Below are 14,078 nucleotides of genomic sequence, written 5' to 3' on the forward strand. Positions count from 1 at the left end.
TCCTCCGCGCTGATCGCGACCGGCGTCGGCCACTACCCGCGTCGCCCAGAAGAACCTTCCGGAGGAAGAGATGACCCCGCAGCTCGCGCTCGCCGTCGACGTCGGCGGCACCAAGATCGAGGCGGTGCTCGTGCGCGCCGATGGCGTGCTCGTGCCGGGCTCGCGCAGCCGGCGGCCGACCGGGCCGGCGCTGACCCCGGCGGAGTTCGGCGCGGCCGTGGAGGGGTGCGTCGTGGAGGCGCTCGCCGCTGCGGGTGCGGGCTCGCTCGTCGGCGCGGGGATCGGCTCCGCCGGCCCGCTCGACCTCGCCGAGGGGCGCATCCGGCCGAAGAACCTGCCGCTGCTGCACGGGTTCGCCCTGCGCGCGGTGGTCGAGCGGCTGCTGCCCGGGCGGCCGGTCGCCCTGCGGCTCGACGGCACCTGCATCGCGCTCGCCGAGCACTGGGTGGGCGCCAACCGCGGCGCGGCGTCCTCGGTGGCCCTGGTCGTCTCGACGGGGGTCGGCGGCGGGATCGTGCTCGACGGCCGCGCGGTCGCGGGCCGCTCCGGGAACGCCGGGCACATCGGGCAGATCCACGTCGGCGACGCGGACCCGGAGGAGAGGAGCGACGGCACGCTGGAGAGCATCGCCTCCGGACCGAGCAGCGTCGCCTGGGCGCGGCGCCGCGGCTTCGCGGGGACGACCGGCGAGGAGCTGGGGCGGGCGGCTGCGGCGGGCGATCCGGTGGCGCTCGCCGCGGTGGCGCGCTCGGCCGCGGCGGTCGGCACGGCGATCGCCGACGTGGCGACGCTGCTCGACGTCCGCGACTTCGCCGTCGGCGGCGGCTTCTCGGCGGTCACGGCGTCGTACCTCGACCTCGTGCGCGAGGCGGCGTGCGAGCGCGCGGTCTTCGACTACGCCCGCGGGCTGTCGATCCGCGCCTCCGGCCTCGGCGGCGCCGGCCCGCTGATCGGCGCGGCGGCGCTGGTGCACCTGCCGGGCCTGCTGGCGCCGTCCGCGGACGCCGCCCGCTGACCGCGGAGCCCGCGCGGCGGTCACTCCATTCCTGGCGACTGAACCCGCGCGGCGGGCACTCCTTTCCTGACTACGGAGCCCGCGCGGCGGGCACTCCATTCCTGACTACGGAGCCCGCGATGCGGGCCTACATGCTGATCGAGTAGCCCGCGGAGCGGGCGTATCGAGATCCACCGTCGTCAGGACCAGCGCCTGCAGACCCGCGTGCTGACGGGGGTGGGTCTCGATACGCCGGCCTCCGGCCGGCTGCTCGACCAGCATGAAAGCCCGCCCGATCGGTCGGCCCGTTCCGCGGTCCCTGGCGACCGCGGAGCACTCGCCGCTCAGTTCAGGATCTCGCCGCGCGGGTCGTCGCGGAGCTCGGCGAGCCGCGTCCGCCACGCCCGCAGCGCCTCCGGGGTCAGCCGCGTCCAGTCGTGCACCTCGCGGACGACGCGGAGCGGCTCGACGCTGCGGTACGAGCGCGTCGGATTCCCCGGGAACTTCTTGTCCGTGACATTCGGGTCGTCCTCGAACGGCCCGGTCGGCTCCACCTCGTAGACCCGCGGCTCCGCCTCCCCGGGCGCGAGCTCGGCCGCGAGCCCCGCGCCGTCCGGCAGCGCCGTGAAGTACACGTGGTTCATCACGACCTCGGGCCGGTAGTTCGAGCGCCGCCCCGCCACCAGCAGATCGCCGACCCGCAGGTCCGCCTTCGTCCCGTGGAAGAACGGCCCGCTCTCGTCCGCAGCATTCATGCGCAGGACCCTACTCCCGGGCCGGACGCCGGCGATCCGTCACGACCGGCTCCCTCTCCGCGCGGGAGGCAGCCGGTCGTGACGGATCGCCGAAGCCGCAGGGTCAGGGGAGCGTGAGCTCGCCCTGGTTGAGGACGCGGGGGTGGAAGTAGGCGCTCTGGATGGCGGCGTTCGTGTTGCTGCCGCGCAGCTGCTCCGACCAGATCATGAAGTAGGACCAGCGCGTCTGGCTCTGCAGCAGCGACGCGTCGGGCACCTTCCCCATCTCGGCGATCGCGATCGGCTTCGCGCCGGCGATCGACTGCAGCTGCTGGTAGTCGCCGGAGCTCGGGAAGCCCTTGTACCAGACGTCCAGCGACACGACGTCGACGTAGTTCGCGCCCGGATAGTAGCCCGCCCAGCCGCCCGCGGGGTTGTCCTGCACGTTCCAGACCCAGATCAGGTTGGTCAGGCCCTGCGAGTCGAAGTAGTCGCGCATCTGCTGGTAGATCTTCGCGCCGCCGTTCGCGCCGGAGCGGCCGCCCCACCAGTTCCAGGTCTCGTTCATCTCGTGGAACGGCCGGAACAGCACGGGGACGCCCGCGTCCTTCAGCTGCCGGAGGTACGGCACGACCTCGCTCATCCGCTGCCTCCAGGTCGTGTTCAGCGCCGTGCCGCCGGTCACGATCTGCTGGAACTGCGTGTCGGTGATGCGGCTCTTCACGCCGCCGTCGAACGCGCAGGTGCTCGGCCCGGTCGGCGGGCACGCGTGCCAGGCGAGGGTGACCAGCGAGCCGTTGGCCCACTCCGTCTTCGCCTGGTCGACGACGCGCTGGCGGTTCGCGGCGTCGGCGGCGGTGAAGAACAGGTCGCCGCCCCACAGACCCGGGTACTGCCCGGTGATGTCCTTCACCTGCTGCGTGTACTGCGCGGGGGAGCTCGCCGGCTCCTTGTTGTGCTGGCCCGAGACGATGCTCGTCCCGGCGATCGACTGCAGGTACTGCAGGACGGCGGCCTTGGACTTCGCCGGGAACGCCTGCGCCGCGTCGGGCGACGGCGTGACCAGCGGTGCGAGCAGCGCGGCCCCGAGCGCGGCGGCCAGGAGGGTGCGGCGCAGCGGGCCGCGGCGGGCGCGGGATGCGCGGGTGGTGACTCCTCGTCGAGTCATGGTGGTCCTCTCCGCGGGCCCTCGTCGGTGAGCGCCCGCAGGGTCACCCTGACCCCTCGGCGCGGAGCGGTCAACCCTTACATCGATTACTAATGATATCCCCGCGATCCACTGCGCAGGAGTTGTCGTACTCGGCGGTCGAGTACGACGACTTCTGGAGAGGGGATGCCGACAGCGGGCCCGCACGTTCGCCCGCGCCCCGCCGACGGCCCCCGCGCAGGCGCCGCTCGGTACTGTGGAACGGTTCCCCGCACCACCCGCCCCCGCCCGAAGGAGCCCCCATGCCCACCACTGTGAGCGGCGTCATCGCCCGGTCGAAGGGGGCTCCCGTCGAGCTCGTCGACATCGTCGTCCCCGATCCGGGACCCGGCGAGGCCGTCGTCGACATCGAGACCTGCGGTGTCTGCCACACCGACTACCACTACCGCGAGGGCGGGATCAGCGACGACTTCCCGTTCCTGCTCGGCCACGAGGCCGCGGGCCGGGTCAGCGCGATCGGCGAGGGCGTCACCCACGTCGCGGTCGGCGACTTCGTCGTGCTCAACTGGCGGGCCGTCTGCGGCGAGTGCCGCGCCTGCGTCCGCGCGGAGCCCTGGTACTGCTTCAACACCTTCAACGCGACGCAGAAGATGACCCTCACGGACGGCACCGAGCTCAGCCCCGCGCTGGGCATCGGCGCCTTCGCCGAGAAGACGCTCGTGCACGCCAAGCAGTGCACGAAGGTCGACCCGGCCGCCGACCCCGCCGCCGTCGGCCTGCTGGGCTGCGGCATCATGGCGGGCCTCGGCGCCGCGATGAACACCGGCAACGTCACCCGCGGCGACTCCGTGGCCGTCATCGGCTGCGGCGGAGTGGGCACCGCGGCCGTCGTCGGCGCGAAGCTGGCCGGCGCGAGCACGATCATCGCGATCGACCGCGACCCGAAGAAGCTCGTCAAGGCCGAGGAGCTCGGCGCCACCCACGCGATCGACTCCAGCGGACTCGACGAGGACGGCGTGGTCGCCGCCGTGCAGGCGCTGACCGACGGCTTCGGTGCCGACGTCGTGATCGACGCGGTCGGCCGTCCCGAGACCTGGCGCCAGGCGTTCTACGCCCGCGACCTGGCCGGCACCGTCGTGCTCGTCGGCGTGCCGACGCCCGAGATGACGCTCGAGATCCCGCTGCTCGACGTCTTCGGCCGCGGTGGCTCGCTGAAGTCGAGCTGGTACGGCGACTGCCTGCCCGAGCGCGACTTCCCGATGCTCACCGACCTGTACCTGCAGGGCCGGCTGCCGCTCGACGAGTTCGTCACCGAGCGGATCGGCATCCGCGACATCGAGCAGGCCTTCACGACGATGGCCGGCGGCGACGTGCTCCGCTCGGTGGTGGTGCTCTGATGGCCGCCCGCATCGACCACCTCGTCACCAGCGGAACCTTCGCCCTCGACGGCGGGACCTGGGACGTGGACAACAACGTCTGGATCGTCGGCGACGACGCGGAGTGCGTCGTCATCGACGCGGCGCACGACGCGGAGGCGATCCTCGCGGCCGTCGGCGACCGGACGCTGCGCGCGGTGCTGCTCACGCACGCGCACACCGACCACATCGACGCGGTCGCCGCGCTGCTGGAGTCCGTCGACGTGCCGGTGCTGCTGCACGACGGCGACCGCGTGCTCTGGGACGCGTTCTACCCGGACTCCGCGCCGAGCGGCGTGCTCGAGGACGGCCAGGTGATCAGCGTCGGCGGCACCGAACTGGAGGTGCGGCACACGCCCGGGCACACGCCCGGCGCCGTCTGCTTCGTCGCCGCCGAGCTGGGCACCGTCTTCACCGGAGACACGCTGTTCGAGGGCGGACCCGGCGCGACCGGCCGCTCCTACAGCTCCTTCCCGACGATCATCGACTCGATCACCGACCGGCTGCTGACCCTGCCGGACGACACGGTCGTCCGCACCGGCCACGGCCCCACGACCACGATCGGCACGGAGAAGCCCGACCGCGAGGCGTGGATCGCCCGCGGTCACTGACGCGGCGCTCGCGCCCTCATGCTGATCGAGCAGCCCGCGGAGCGGGGCCCCGCATGCAGATCGAGTAGCCCGCGGAGCGGGCATATCGAGATCCACCCTCCGAACGACGTGGGTCTCGATACGCCCCGTCCCGGGGCTACTCGACCAGCATGTCTGCGCGCGGTCGCGCTTTCTCCTGCCGATGGAGCAGCCCGCTGAGCGGGTCCCTCTCATGCTGATCGAGTAGCCCGCGGAGCGGGCGTATCGAGATCCGCCAGCGTCAGCAGGTGAGTCTGCAGACCGGCTCTGCTGACGACGGTGGGTCTCGATACGCCCCTGCGGGGCTACTCGACCAGCAAGAGGGACGCCACCAAGCGGCGGGCCAGGGGGAGCGACGCGCTCAGCGGCGCACGCGGCGGCGCAGCACGACGCCGAGCGCGGCGAAGGCGGCGGCCATGGCGAGGCCGCCGATCAGGAACGGGGTGCTTCCGCTCGCCAGGCCCCAGGCGGCGAGGGCCGCCCAGAGCGCGGCGAGCACGAACGCGGTCCGGGGAGTCATCGTGGTCCTCATCCCCCGATCCAACTCCCTCGGTACCGGATGTGCGACGTCAGGCGCCATCGATCCGTCGGGAACGGCGGTGTCCGCCCGAGTCGGGCGACCGTTCGTGACGGATCGGCGCGGCGCGGCGCGGCGGCGGGTCAGCCGACGGTGACCGGGGCGGCGGACGGGCGGCGCCCCTCCTTCATCCAGACGAAGAAGCCGAGCAGGGTGAAGGCGCCGTAGAAGACGTACATCAGGCCGGAGGCGTAGTAGCCGGCCGAGAAGAGCAGCGGGACGCCGACGATGTCGACGGCGACCCAGATCAGCCAGAACTCGACCCAGCCCTTGGCCATGCCGTAGGTGGCGAGCAGCGAGCCGACGAAGATCCAGGCGTCGCTCCACACGGGCTCGTAGGAGCCGAGCGCGCGGAACACCGGGGTGAGGATCGCGGTGCCGCCGACCATCCCGAGCACCAGCAGTCCGCGGGTGCGCCAGGAGGCCCAGCGCGGCGAGATCAGCGTGGTCGCGTCGCTGGGACGGTGCGTCCAGCGGTACCAGCCGTAGATGCTCACGATGACGAACATGATCTGGCGGCCGGCCTGGCCGAGCAGGTTCACCGGGTTCGGAGTGTCGAACAGCGCGCCCATGAAGACGGTGAAGAGCAGCGCGTTGCCGAAGATGCCGATGGGCCAGGCCCAGACCTTGCGCCGCATACCGCCGAGGGCGCTGAGCAGGCCGAAGACGTTGCCGATGACCTCGCGCCAGAGCACCGTCTGGTCGCCGATCACGATCTGCGCGTCGAACAGCCAGTCCACGATCTGCACGGGGAGCCTCCATCGGGCGTGTCGGAGCCCACCCATGAAACCTCGGCGGGGGCGTCGTCATTCCGCGTGGCGCCGATTCGACGGTCACCCGTCCGCTGGGCAGGGTCCCGTCCGTTGTGCAGGCGATCCGACGCGGGGCGCGCGTGCCGAGCGGGCCCCGCGTGTTCTGCGCGCGATCACCTGCAGACCGGACCGGGTCCCGCCCGCCGTGCGCGCTGTGGTCCGTTGTGCAGGCGATCCGGCACGGCGAGCGTCTGCCGGGTGCGTGTGGGCGCGTTGTGCGTTCGATCACCTGCAGATCGGACGGGTGGCTGCTCGTCGGGTGGGTGGCGGTCCGTTGTGCAGGCGATCCGGCATCGGGAGCGGCTGCCGGGTGGGCGTCAGCGCGTCGTCGGCAGGATCGCCTGCAGATCGGACGCGGGTCGGCAGGACCTGCACCGGCAGTGCCTGCGGGCTACGCGGCGACGAGCGAGTGCGCCGCGAGCAGCGCGACCGAGCGCAGGCGGGCGGGCGTCGCGAGCGAGGCGTGGGCGACGATGACCTCGTCGGCCTCCGCCGAGCGCGCGAACTCGGCCACGTAGTCCGCGACCTGCTCGCCGGTGCCGACGCCGGTGTAGTGGGTCATGCTCGCGACGTGCGCGCCGACCGGGGCGGTCAGCAGGTGGTCGAGCTCCTCCTCGGAGAACTGCTGGTCGACGGGGATCTGGCCGCTCTGGCGCAGCAGCATCATCAGGCGGGCGCGCTTCATCTGCGCGAACTGCTCCTGCGCGTCCTCCTCGCTGTCGGCGGCGATGGCGTTCACTCCGGCGATCACGTAGGGGGCGTCGAGCTGCTTCGAGGGGCGGAAGCCGCGGCGGTACTCGGCGACGGCCTGGTGCAGCGCATCCGGCGCGAAGTGCGAGGCGAAGGCGTACGGCAGACCGAGGGCGGCGGCCAGCTGGGCGCCGAAGAGCGACGAGCCGAGGATGTAGAGGGGGACGCGGGTGCCGGCGCCGGGGGTCGCGCTGACGCCGGGGATGCGGGACTCGCCGGCGAGGAAGCCCTGCAGCTCGACGACGTCCTGCGGGAAGCGCTCCGAGGAGTCGTGCTCGCGGCGCAGGGCGCGGAAGGTGGCCTGGTCGCTGCCGGGGGCGCGGCCGAGGCCGAGGTCGATGCGGCCCGGGTGCAGGGTCTCGAGGGTGCCGAACTGCTCCGCGATGGTCAGCGGGGAGTGGTTCGGCAGCATGACGCCGCCGGAGCCGAGGCGGATGGTCGACGTCTGCGAGGCGACGTGCGCGATCAGCACGGAGGTCGCGCTCGACGCGATCGAGGCCATGTTGTGGTGCTCGGCGTACCAGACCCGCCGGTACCCGCTCCGCTCGGCCTGCTGCGCCAGAGCGACGGAGGCGGCGAAGCTGTCGCGCGCGGTCTCTCCGGGTGCGATGGGGGCGAGGTCGAGGATCGAGAGGGGAACGGTCATGAGAGAGCCAACGCGGGCGGCGGCCTCCGTGTTCCCGCGGCGGCGGGATCGGGCGTGTGCGGCCTGCCGGAGTCGGCTCCGGCTCGTGGAACCGGCTCGGGCTCGCGGGATCAGCCGGTTCCGGCGTGCCGAGGGTGGTTCCGCGTGCCGGGGGTGAGGCTCGGGCGCTCGGGGAGACCTTCGGCTCGCGGAACGAGCTCGGGCTCGCGGGATCAGCCGGTTCCGGCGTGCCGACGGTGGATTCGCGTGCCGGACGTGCCGGAGTGGCCGTCCTGTCGACGTTCGGCTCGCGGTTTCGGCTCGGGCACGCGGGATCGGCGGTCTCGGGCGTGCCGGAGGTGGTTTCGCGTGCCGGCCGCGTGCGGCCGGCCGCGGGGCGACCTTCGGCTCGTGGAACCTGCTCCGGCTCGCTGGATCCGCGGCGTCCGGCGTGCCCGGAGTGGTTTCGCGTGCCCGAGGTGGGGGCGGGCTTCCGAGGTGGCCTTCGGCTCGTGGAACCTGCTTCGGCTCGCTGGATCCGCGGCATCCGGGGTGCCCGGAGTGATTCAGCGTGCCCGAGGTGGGGGCGGGCTTCAGGGGTGACCTTCGGCTCGCGGGACCGGCTCCGGCTCGCTGGATCCGCGGGTCTCCGCGTGCCGGAGGTGATTCCGCGTGCCCGGAGTGATTCCACGTGCCGGAGGTGGGGAGGAGACGGGCGGGCGCGCGGACCCCCGCCGCGGATCCGCCCGATCAGCCCTCGATCGGCAGCAGGATGCCCTTCACCGTCTCGTCGGTGGCCAGGAACTCCTGAACGGCCGGGTCCTGGAAGGCGGCGACGAGCTTCTCGATGTTGGCGGTGTCCTTGTAGTTCGAGCCGATGGTCAACTGGCCGGCGAAGTCGTCCGGGGCCTGGGGCGCGAAGATCTGCTTCTCGATCGGGATGTCGGCGGCGAGGTAGTACTCGGTGTAGCCGACGGCCGCGTCGAGGTCGGGCAGCGCGCGGGACTGCGCGGCGAAGTCGAGCAGCGTGAACTTGAGGTTCTTCGGGTTCGAGGCGATGTCGTCCTGGGTCGCGGTGCCGGGCTCCGTGCCCTCCTTCAGCGTGATCAGGCCGGCCGACTGCAGCAGCCAGAGGCCCTGGGCCTCGTTCGCCGGGTCGGAGTAGAGCGAGATCGTGCCGCCGTCGGGGATCTCGGAGACGTCGCCGTACTTGTCGCTCCAGAGCCCGAAGCCCCAGCGGAAGACGGGGGTCGCCGCCTCCTCCTCGAAGTCGGGGTTGGCCTCGAGGACCTGGCCGAGCCAGAGCTTGTGCTGGTAGACCGTCGCGGCCACCTCGCCCTCGCTCACCGCGCGGTTGATCGTGTTGCTGTCCGAGAGGCCCTTGAAGGCGACGGTGATGCCGTAGCGCGGCGCCACCTCCTCCGCCACGAAGTCGACGAGGGCCTGCTCCGAGGCGTTGCCCTCGGCCGTCGCGACGTAGAGAGTCGCGCCCTCCTGCTCGTTCGCCGACACGGCGGGCGAGAGCAGCGGCACGGCGACGAGCGCGCCGACGCCGACCACGACGACGGCGGCTGCGGCGATCCAGGGCCAGCGGCGCTTCTTCTTCAGCTCGAAGCCGAGGTCCTCGGGGCCGGCGTTCTCGGGGCCGGACTTCGCAGGGCCGTACTTCTCGGAGCGGGGGTTCTCGGGGCCGTGGTTCTCAGTGGACATGGCAGTGCCTTTCGAGCGGTCGCGGCCGGACGGCGGCGCGCGGGAGGGACGCCCGGGCGGAGGGCCCGGGGCGGGATCGGGGGAGCTGCGGCTAGACGGCGACCGCGACGCGCGGGGTGCGCCGGGACCGGGAGGCGCTCGGCGTGGTCGCGCGGACCAGGGCGTCGCCGGTGAGCTGCACCACGGCGACGGTCGCGACGAGGATGACGATCGTCGCGAGCATCACGGTGGTGTCGAAGCGCTGGTAGCCGTAGGTGACGGCGACGTAGCCGATGCCGCCCGCGCCGATCGTGCCGGCGATGGCGGAGTACTCGATCATCGCGATGGTGTTGATCGTCAGGCCGCCGAGGATCTGCGGCACCGCCTCGCTGAGCTGCGCCGAGCGGATCACCTGCAGCCGCGACGCTCCGGAGGCGCGGGCGACCCGGGTCAGCGCGAGCGGCACGCTGCGCAGCGCGTTCTCGACGATGCGGGTGAAGAAGGCGATGCCGGCGATCGACATCGGCACGACGGCCGCCGCGATGCCGATGTTGGTGCCGGTGATCAGCCGGGTGAACGGCATGATCGAGGCCATCAGGATGAGGAACGGCAGCGACCGGCCGATGCTGATGATCCAGCTGAGGCTCTGGTGCGCGGCGCGGTTCTCGAACAGGCCGCCCGGAGCGAGGTTGTGCACGGCGGCGCCGAGCGGGACGCCGACGAGCACGACGATCAGCATCACGATGCCGACCATGATCAGCGTCTCGCCGAGCGCGGGGAGGACGAGCGCGGGGATGTCGGCGAGGGGGACCTTGTTGTCGAGGCGCAGGGCGCCGAGGGCGTGCACAGTGTCGAGGTGCAGCGCACCGAGGGCCGCCGAGGAGATCAGCGCGCTCATGCCGCCGCCTCCTCGACGAGGGCGTCCGACCGGACCGCGCCCCGCCGCACCGACAGCCCGAGAGCGTCGGCGGCGTGCGCGAGCCGGCGCTCCTCGACCGGCCCGAGGCCGATCGTCGCGTGGCCGACGGCGCGTCCGTCGACCGTCTCGATCGCCGCGCCGAGCAGCGCGACCGGCCCGACGGCGTCGGACAGCCGCGTCACCCAGTCGGCCGGCACTCCGTCGCGGGCGTACCCGACGACCCACTCGTCGAGCCCCGCGCCGGGCAGCACCGACGGGCGCACCGGGTTGAGCGCGAGGCCGAGCGGCGAGGACGCGTCGCGCAGCAGGTCGACGAGGCGCCCCGACTCCACGATGCGGCCGTGATCGAGGCGCGCGACGGAGTCGGCGACCTGGCGGACCGTCTCCATCTCGTGCGTGATGAAGAGGATCGACAGGCCGAGGTCGTCGCGCAGCTCCTTGAGGAGCGTGGTGATCGCGGTGGTCGAGGCGGGGTCGAGTCCGGAGGTCGCCTCGTCGGAGAGCAGGACGGAGGGGCGCAGGGCGAGGGCGCGGGCGATGCCGACCCGCTGGCGCTGGCCGCCGGAGAGCTGGTGCGGGTAGTACCGGGCGCGGTCGCCGAGGCCGACGCGCTCCAGCAGCTCGGCGACGCGGCGCTTCGTCTCGGCCGCCGTGACGCCCAGGTATTCGAGCGGGAGGGCGACGTTCTGCTCCGCGGTCCGGCGGCTGAAGAGGCCGTCGGACTGGAAGACGGTGCCGATGCGGCGGCGGGCGACCCGCAGCTCCGCCTCGGACAGCTGGGAGAGAGCGTCGCCGTTGACGACGACGGTGCCGGAGGTGGGCCGCTCGAGCAGGTTGACGCAGGCGGCGAGGGTGCTCTTGCCGGCGCCGCTCGGCCCGACGACGGCGTAGATCTCGCCGGTGCCGACCGAGAAGTCGAGGCGGTCGAGCACGGTCACGGCGTCGGCGCCCTGCCCGTAGACCTTGGTGAGCTGCTCGAGGCGGATCATGGCGTCGGTCCTTCCGGGAGGGTGCGCGGGCGCGCCGGAGAGCGCCCGGTGCGGGGTGGGAGAGGGGGCGCGGGGTGCTCGGTGGCGGCGTCCGCGTCGGTGTGCTGATGATGATGGCGGGGTGCGGCGGGCGGGCGCGACGGCGGCCGACGCTCGCCGTAACAGAAGGCGCGCGCGGCGCCCGATCGGCGCCGATCCGCGGCTCTTCACCGACGGGTGTCGGCGAACGAGGGGGCGGAGCGGGGCGGACTCGCGCACAACATCAGCTGAGAGCGGGTCTCATCGCTGCTCGGCGATGAGCGGGTCTCTCAGCTGATGTTGTGCACGGTGCTTCGGCCGGACGATCGCCGGTCGCGCTTGCACTCGGAGACCGCTGGAAGCGGGCGGTGGGCGGTCGCCCCGCCGTGATGGCGGCGAGAGTCGCGCACAACATCAGCTGAGAAGGGGAGGCCTCCTCTGTGGGGCGAGGCCCACCCGTCTCAGCTGATGTTGTGCGGCGGCGGCGAGTGGACGGGCTCGCCGAGGGCGCCGGTCAGCGCAGTGCGTCGAGGACGTCCCGCTCGTCCCGAGGCTCCAGACCGGACCGGCGGGGCCGGTCCAGCCCGCGGGCGCGCTCGTCGTCGAGGACGCGGCGCAGGGTCTCCACGGGCGGACGGTGGTGGCCGCCGGCGCGGAGGTACGAGGCGGTGCTGCGCCGGCTGAAGCCGACCGCCGCGGCGGGCAGCCACAGCGGGAGCGAGCGCGGGCCGGCCCAGTAGCCGACGCCGTGCGCGAGCAGGGTCTCGTCGTCGGCGCGCACGACGTCGCCGCGGAAGCCTGCGAGCTCGGCGGCGGCGGCGAGGAGGTCGCCCAGGGGCACGGCCGGGCCGACGGCGTCGACGGCTCCGGTCGCTCCCGCCGAGCCCGCCGCGTGCAGCCGGTCGGCGAGGTCGTCGACGTCGATCGCCTGCGCGAACCGGCCGTCCGTCTCGGGCGCCAGGACCGTCCCGCCGCGGGCGAAGCGGGCCGGCCAGTAGCCCAGCCGGTCGCTCGGGTCGCCGGGCCCGGCGATCAGGCCGGGGCGCGCGATCAGCAGCCGGCCGCCGAGGGCGTCGGCGGCGGCGCGCTCGGCCAGGACCTTCGCGTCGGCGTACTGCCCGGGGTCGGCCGGCTCGACCAGGGCGGCGGTCTCGTCGGCGTCGGGCTGCTCGACATCGGCGTACACGGAGACGGAGGAGACCAGCGTCCAGTGCGCGGCGGCCGGCGCGAGACGCCCGAGGGCCGGCCCGACGAGCTCGGGTGCGTGCGCGAGCTCGACGACCTCGTCCCACTCGCCGCGCAGACCGTCGTAGGCGCCCGGATCGCGCCGGTCGACGCGCAGATGCCGCGCGCCGTCCGGAACCGCCCCCGCCTCGCCGCGGGCCACGCAGGTGACCTCGTCCCCCGCCGCGACCGCCCGCTCCGCGAGACGGCGCCCCAGCCACCCGCTGCCACCCAGGATCAGGACTCTGCGCATGCCCCCACTGAACCGGATCACCGCTCCGCTCCGCAGCGCTGTCCGCCGCGAGCGCAACGATCGTCACACCGGGGTCGGCACGGGACGGGCGACGTCCCGCGCCAGGGGAGCGGGTGCCTCCTCCTCGTGTGATCGGCTCGTCTGCCGTCACGAGAACGAGGAGGACGTCCGGCATGCCCGAGGAGACGATCACGGCCCACGCGCACCGCGAGGGCCGCTGGTGGGTGTTCACCATTCCCGCGTTCACGAGCGCCGGGCCGACCGGAGCGGAGATCGTCGCGACGAGCCAGTCGCGCTCCCTCAGTGATCTCGACGGGGACGTGCGCGACGTGACCGCGCTCTGGCTCGGAGTCGAGAGCTGGAAAGGCGCGGTCGAGATCGAGATCGATCGATTCGGCGCGCAGCGGGAGGCGACGCACGAGTCGGAGGACTGACGTCCGTCGCCCCGACGCTCAGCGCGCGAGCAGCTCGCCGTGGGGCATCGAGAGCCAGCCGTCCTCGTCGGCGGCCCAGGCGCGCCAGGCGGCGCTGATCGCCTCGAGCTCGGCCTGGGTGGCGAGGCCGCGCTCGAGGGCGACGGTGGCGAAGGAGGAGGAGACCGCGCGGTCCGCCCACATCCCGCCCCACCAGGCGCGGTCCTCGGCGTTCTCGAACACCCAGAGCGAGGCGGTGACCTCGACGCTCGCGAAGCCGGCCTCCCGCGCCCAGGCCTTCAGCCGCCGGCCCGCGTCGGGCTCGCCCGCGGAGGCGCGGTGCACCCTCTGGTAGAGCGCGGCCCAGGCCTGCAGGCCCTCCGTGAAGGGGTGGATCAGCACGCCGGCGTAGTCGACGTCCCGGGCGGCGACGAGGCGGCCGACCCGGCCCCACTCGCGCAGCGCGTCGACCGGACGGGTGAGGTGCTGCAGGACCTGGTGCGCGTGCACGACGTCGAAGGAGTCGTCGGCGAACGGCAGCGCATAGGCGTCCGCGACCGCGAACTCCGCGGGGGAGTCGAGGGCCGCGGCCTGCGCGATCACCTCGGCCGACGCGTCCACGCCGAGCACCCGGCCGGGGGCGACCCGCTCGGCGAGGTCGACGGTGATCGTCCCGGGGCCGCAGCCCACGTCGAGGATCGAGACGCCGGGCGCGAGGTGCGGCAGCAGGTACGCCGCGGAGTTCTCGACAGTGCGCCAGCGGTGCGAGCGGAGGACGCTCTCGTGGTGGCCGTGCGCGTAGCGGCCGGTCGCTGCCGGGGCGTCGGCGGTCGGGCTGGTCTCGGTCGCGGCCGGGCTGTTCTCGGGGTCCATGCCCGCCATTGTGCCCG

14 protein-coding genes are annotated in these 14,078 nt (G+C 73.4%); 4 read left to right on the forward strand and 10 right to left on the reverse strand.

The window, feature by feature from the left end; all coding sequences use genetic code 11:
* The first annotated feature begins 70 nt into the window (after window positions 1-70).
* Window positions 71-1,015 carry an ROK family protein gene (locus EDF36_RS00720; RefSeq protein WP_123731485.1) on the forward strand — a complete coding sequence of 315 codons (945 nt, stop codon included), beginning with the start codon at window positions 71-73 and terminating at the stop codon, window positions 1,013-1,015.
* Between the two features lie 323 nt (window positions 1,016-1,338).
* On the opposite strand, the gene arr is transcribed toward EDF36_RS00720, so the two are convergent.
* Both arr and EDF36_RS00730 read right to left on the reverse strand, forming a co-directional pair.
* Window positions 1,339-1,749: an NAD(+)--rifampin ADP-ribosyltransferase gene (gene arr, locus EDF36_RS00725; RefSeq protein ID WP_123731486.1), complete on the reverse strand. Its 411-nt coding sequence runs from the start codon at window positions 1,747-1,749 to the stop codon at window positions 1,339-1,341.
* Between the two features lie 103 nt (window positions 1,750-1,852).
* Complete coding sequence (locus tag EDF36_RS00730) at window positions 1,853-2,896, reverse strand: glycosyl hydrolase (protein ID WP_123731487.1); 1,044 nt, start codon at window positions 2,894-2,896, stop codon at window positions 1,853-1,855.
* A gap of 281 nt (window positions 2,897-3,177) precedes the next feature.
* Between EDF36_RS00730 and EDF36_RS00735 the strand changes: the two genes are divergently transcribed.
* A complete protein-coding gene (locus EDF36_RS00735; protein ID WP_123731488.1) occupies window positions 3,178-4,272 on the forward strand; it encodes an S-(hydroxymethyl)mycothiol dehydrogenase in 1,095 nt (364 codons plus the stop codon).
* A complete protein-coding gene (locus tag EDF36_RS00740; RefSeq protein WP_123731489.1) occupies window positions 4,272-4,901 on the forward strand; it encodes an MBL fold metallo-hydrolase in 630 nt (209 codons plus the stop codon). The genes EDF36_RS00735 and EDF36_RS00740 overlap by 1 nt, the downstream gene beginning before the upstream one ends.
* A gap of 379 nt (window positions 4,902-5,280) precedes the next feature.
* Here the strand turns inward: EDF36_RS00740 and EDF36_RS21070 are convergent, their stop codons facing one another.
* The 7 genes from EDF36_RS21070 to EDF36_RS00770 all read right to left on the reverse strand — a co-directional run bounded on the left by EDF36_RS21070 (window position 5,281) and on the right by EDF36_RS00770 (window position 12,775).
* Window positions 5,281-5,451, reverse strand: a complete 171-nt coding sequence (locus EDF36_RS21070) for a hypothetical protein (protein WP_185020318.1) — start codon at window positions 5,449-5,451, stop codon at window positions 5,281-5,283.
* A 128-nt stretch (window positions 5,452-5,579) separates the two neighbouring features.
* On the reverse strand, window positions 5,580-6,245 hold the full coding sequence (gene pnuC / locus EDF36_RS00745; protein ID WP_123731490.1) for a nicotinamide riboside transporter PnuC: 666 nt from the start codon (window positions 6,243-6,245) through the stop codon (window positions 5,580-5,582).
* 454 nt (window positions 6,246-6,699) lie between these two features.
* Window positions 6,700-7,704: an LLM class flavin-dependent oxidoreductase gene (locus EDF36_RS00750; RefSeq protein ID WP_123731491.1), complete on the reverse strand. Its 1,005-nt coding sequence runs from the start codon at window positions 7,702-7,704 to the stop codon at window positions 6,700-6,702.
* A gap of 729 nt (window positions 7,705-8,433) precedes the next feature.
* Window positions 8,434-9,393, reverse strand: coding sequence for a MetQ/NlpA family ABC transporter substrate-binding protein (locus tag EDF36_RS00755; protein WP_123731492.1), 960 nt, complete (start codon window positions 9,391-9,393; stop codon window positions 8,434-8,436).
* Window positions 9,394-9,484: 91 nt separating this feature from the next.
* The gene (locus tag EDF36_RS00760) at window positions 9,485-10,270 is read right to left on the reverse strand and encodes a methionine ABC transporter permease (protein WP_123731493.1); all 786 of its coding nucleotides are present in this window, start codon (window positions 10,268-10,270) and stop codon (window positions 9,485-9,487) included.
* Window positions 10,267-11,280 (reverse strand): methionine ABC transporter ATP-binding protein, encoded by a 1,014-nt coding sequence (locus EDF36_RS00765; protein WP_123731494.1) that lies wholly within the window; start codon window positions 11,278-11,280, stop codon window positions 10,267-10,269. Before EDF36_RS00765 ends, EDF36_RS00760 begins: the two co-directional genes overlap by 4 nt.
* Window positions 11,281-11,812: 532 nt before the next feature.
* The gene (locus tag EDF36_RS00770) at window positions 11,813-12,775 is read right to left on the reverse strand and encodes an NAD-dependent epimerase/dehydratase family protein (protein ID WP_123731495.1); all 963 of its coding nucleotides are present in this window, start codon (window positions 12,773-12,775) and stop codon (window positions 11,813-11,815) included.
* A 173-nt stretch (window positions 12,776-12,948) separates the two neighbouring features.
* Here EDF36_RS00770 and EDF36_RS00775 point away from each other — a divergent pair, with 173 nt between their 5' ends.
* Window positions 12,949-13,209: a hypothetical protein gene (locus EDF36_RS00775; protein WP_123731496.1), complete on the forward strand. Its 261-nt coding sequence runs from the start codon at window positions 12,949-12,951 to the stop codon at window positions 13,207-13,209.
* Window positions 13,210-13,227: 18 nt separating this feature from the next.
* Here EDF36_RS00775 and EDF36_RS21495 read toward each other — a convergent pair whose 3' ends face one another.
* Window positions 13,228-14,061, reverse strand: a complete 834-nt coding sequence (locus EDF36_RS21495; RefSeq protein WP_221181596.1) for a methyltransferase domain-containing protein — start codon at window positions 14,059-14,061, stop codon at window positions 13,228-13,230.
* Between the last annotated feature and the right edge of the window lie 17 nt (window positions 14,062-14,078).

Source organism: Rathayibacter sp. PhB152 (assembly GCF_003751395.1).
In the GTDB taxonomy this organism is placed as follows: domain Bacteria; phylum Actinomycetota; class Actinomycetes; order Actinomycetales; family Microbacteriaceae; genus Rathayibacter; species Rathayibacter festucae.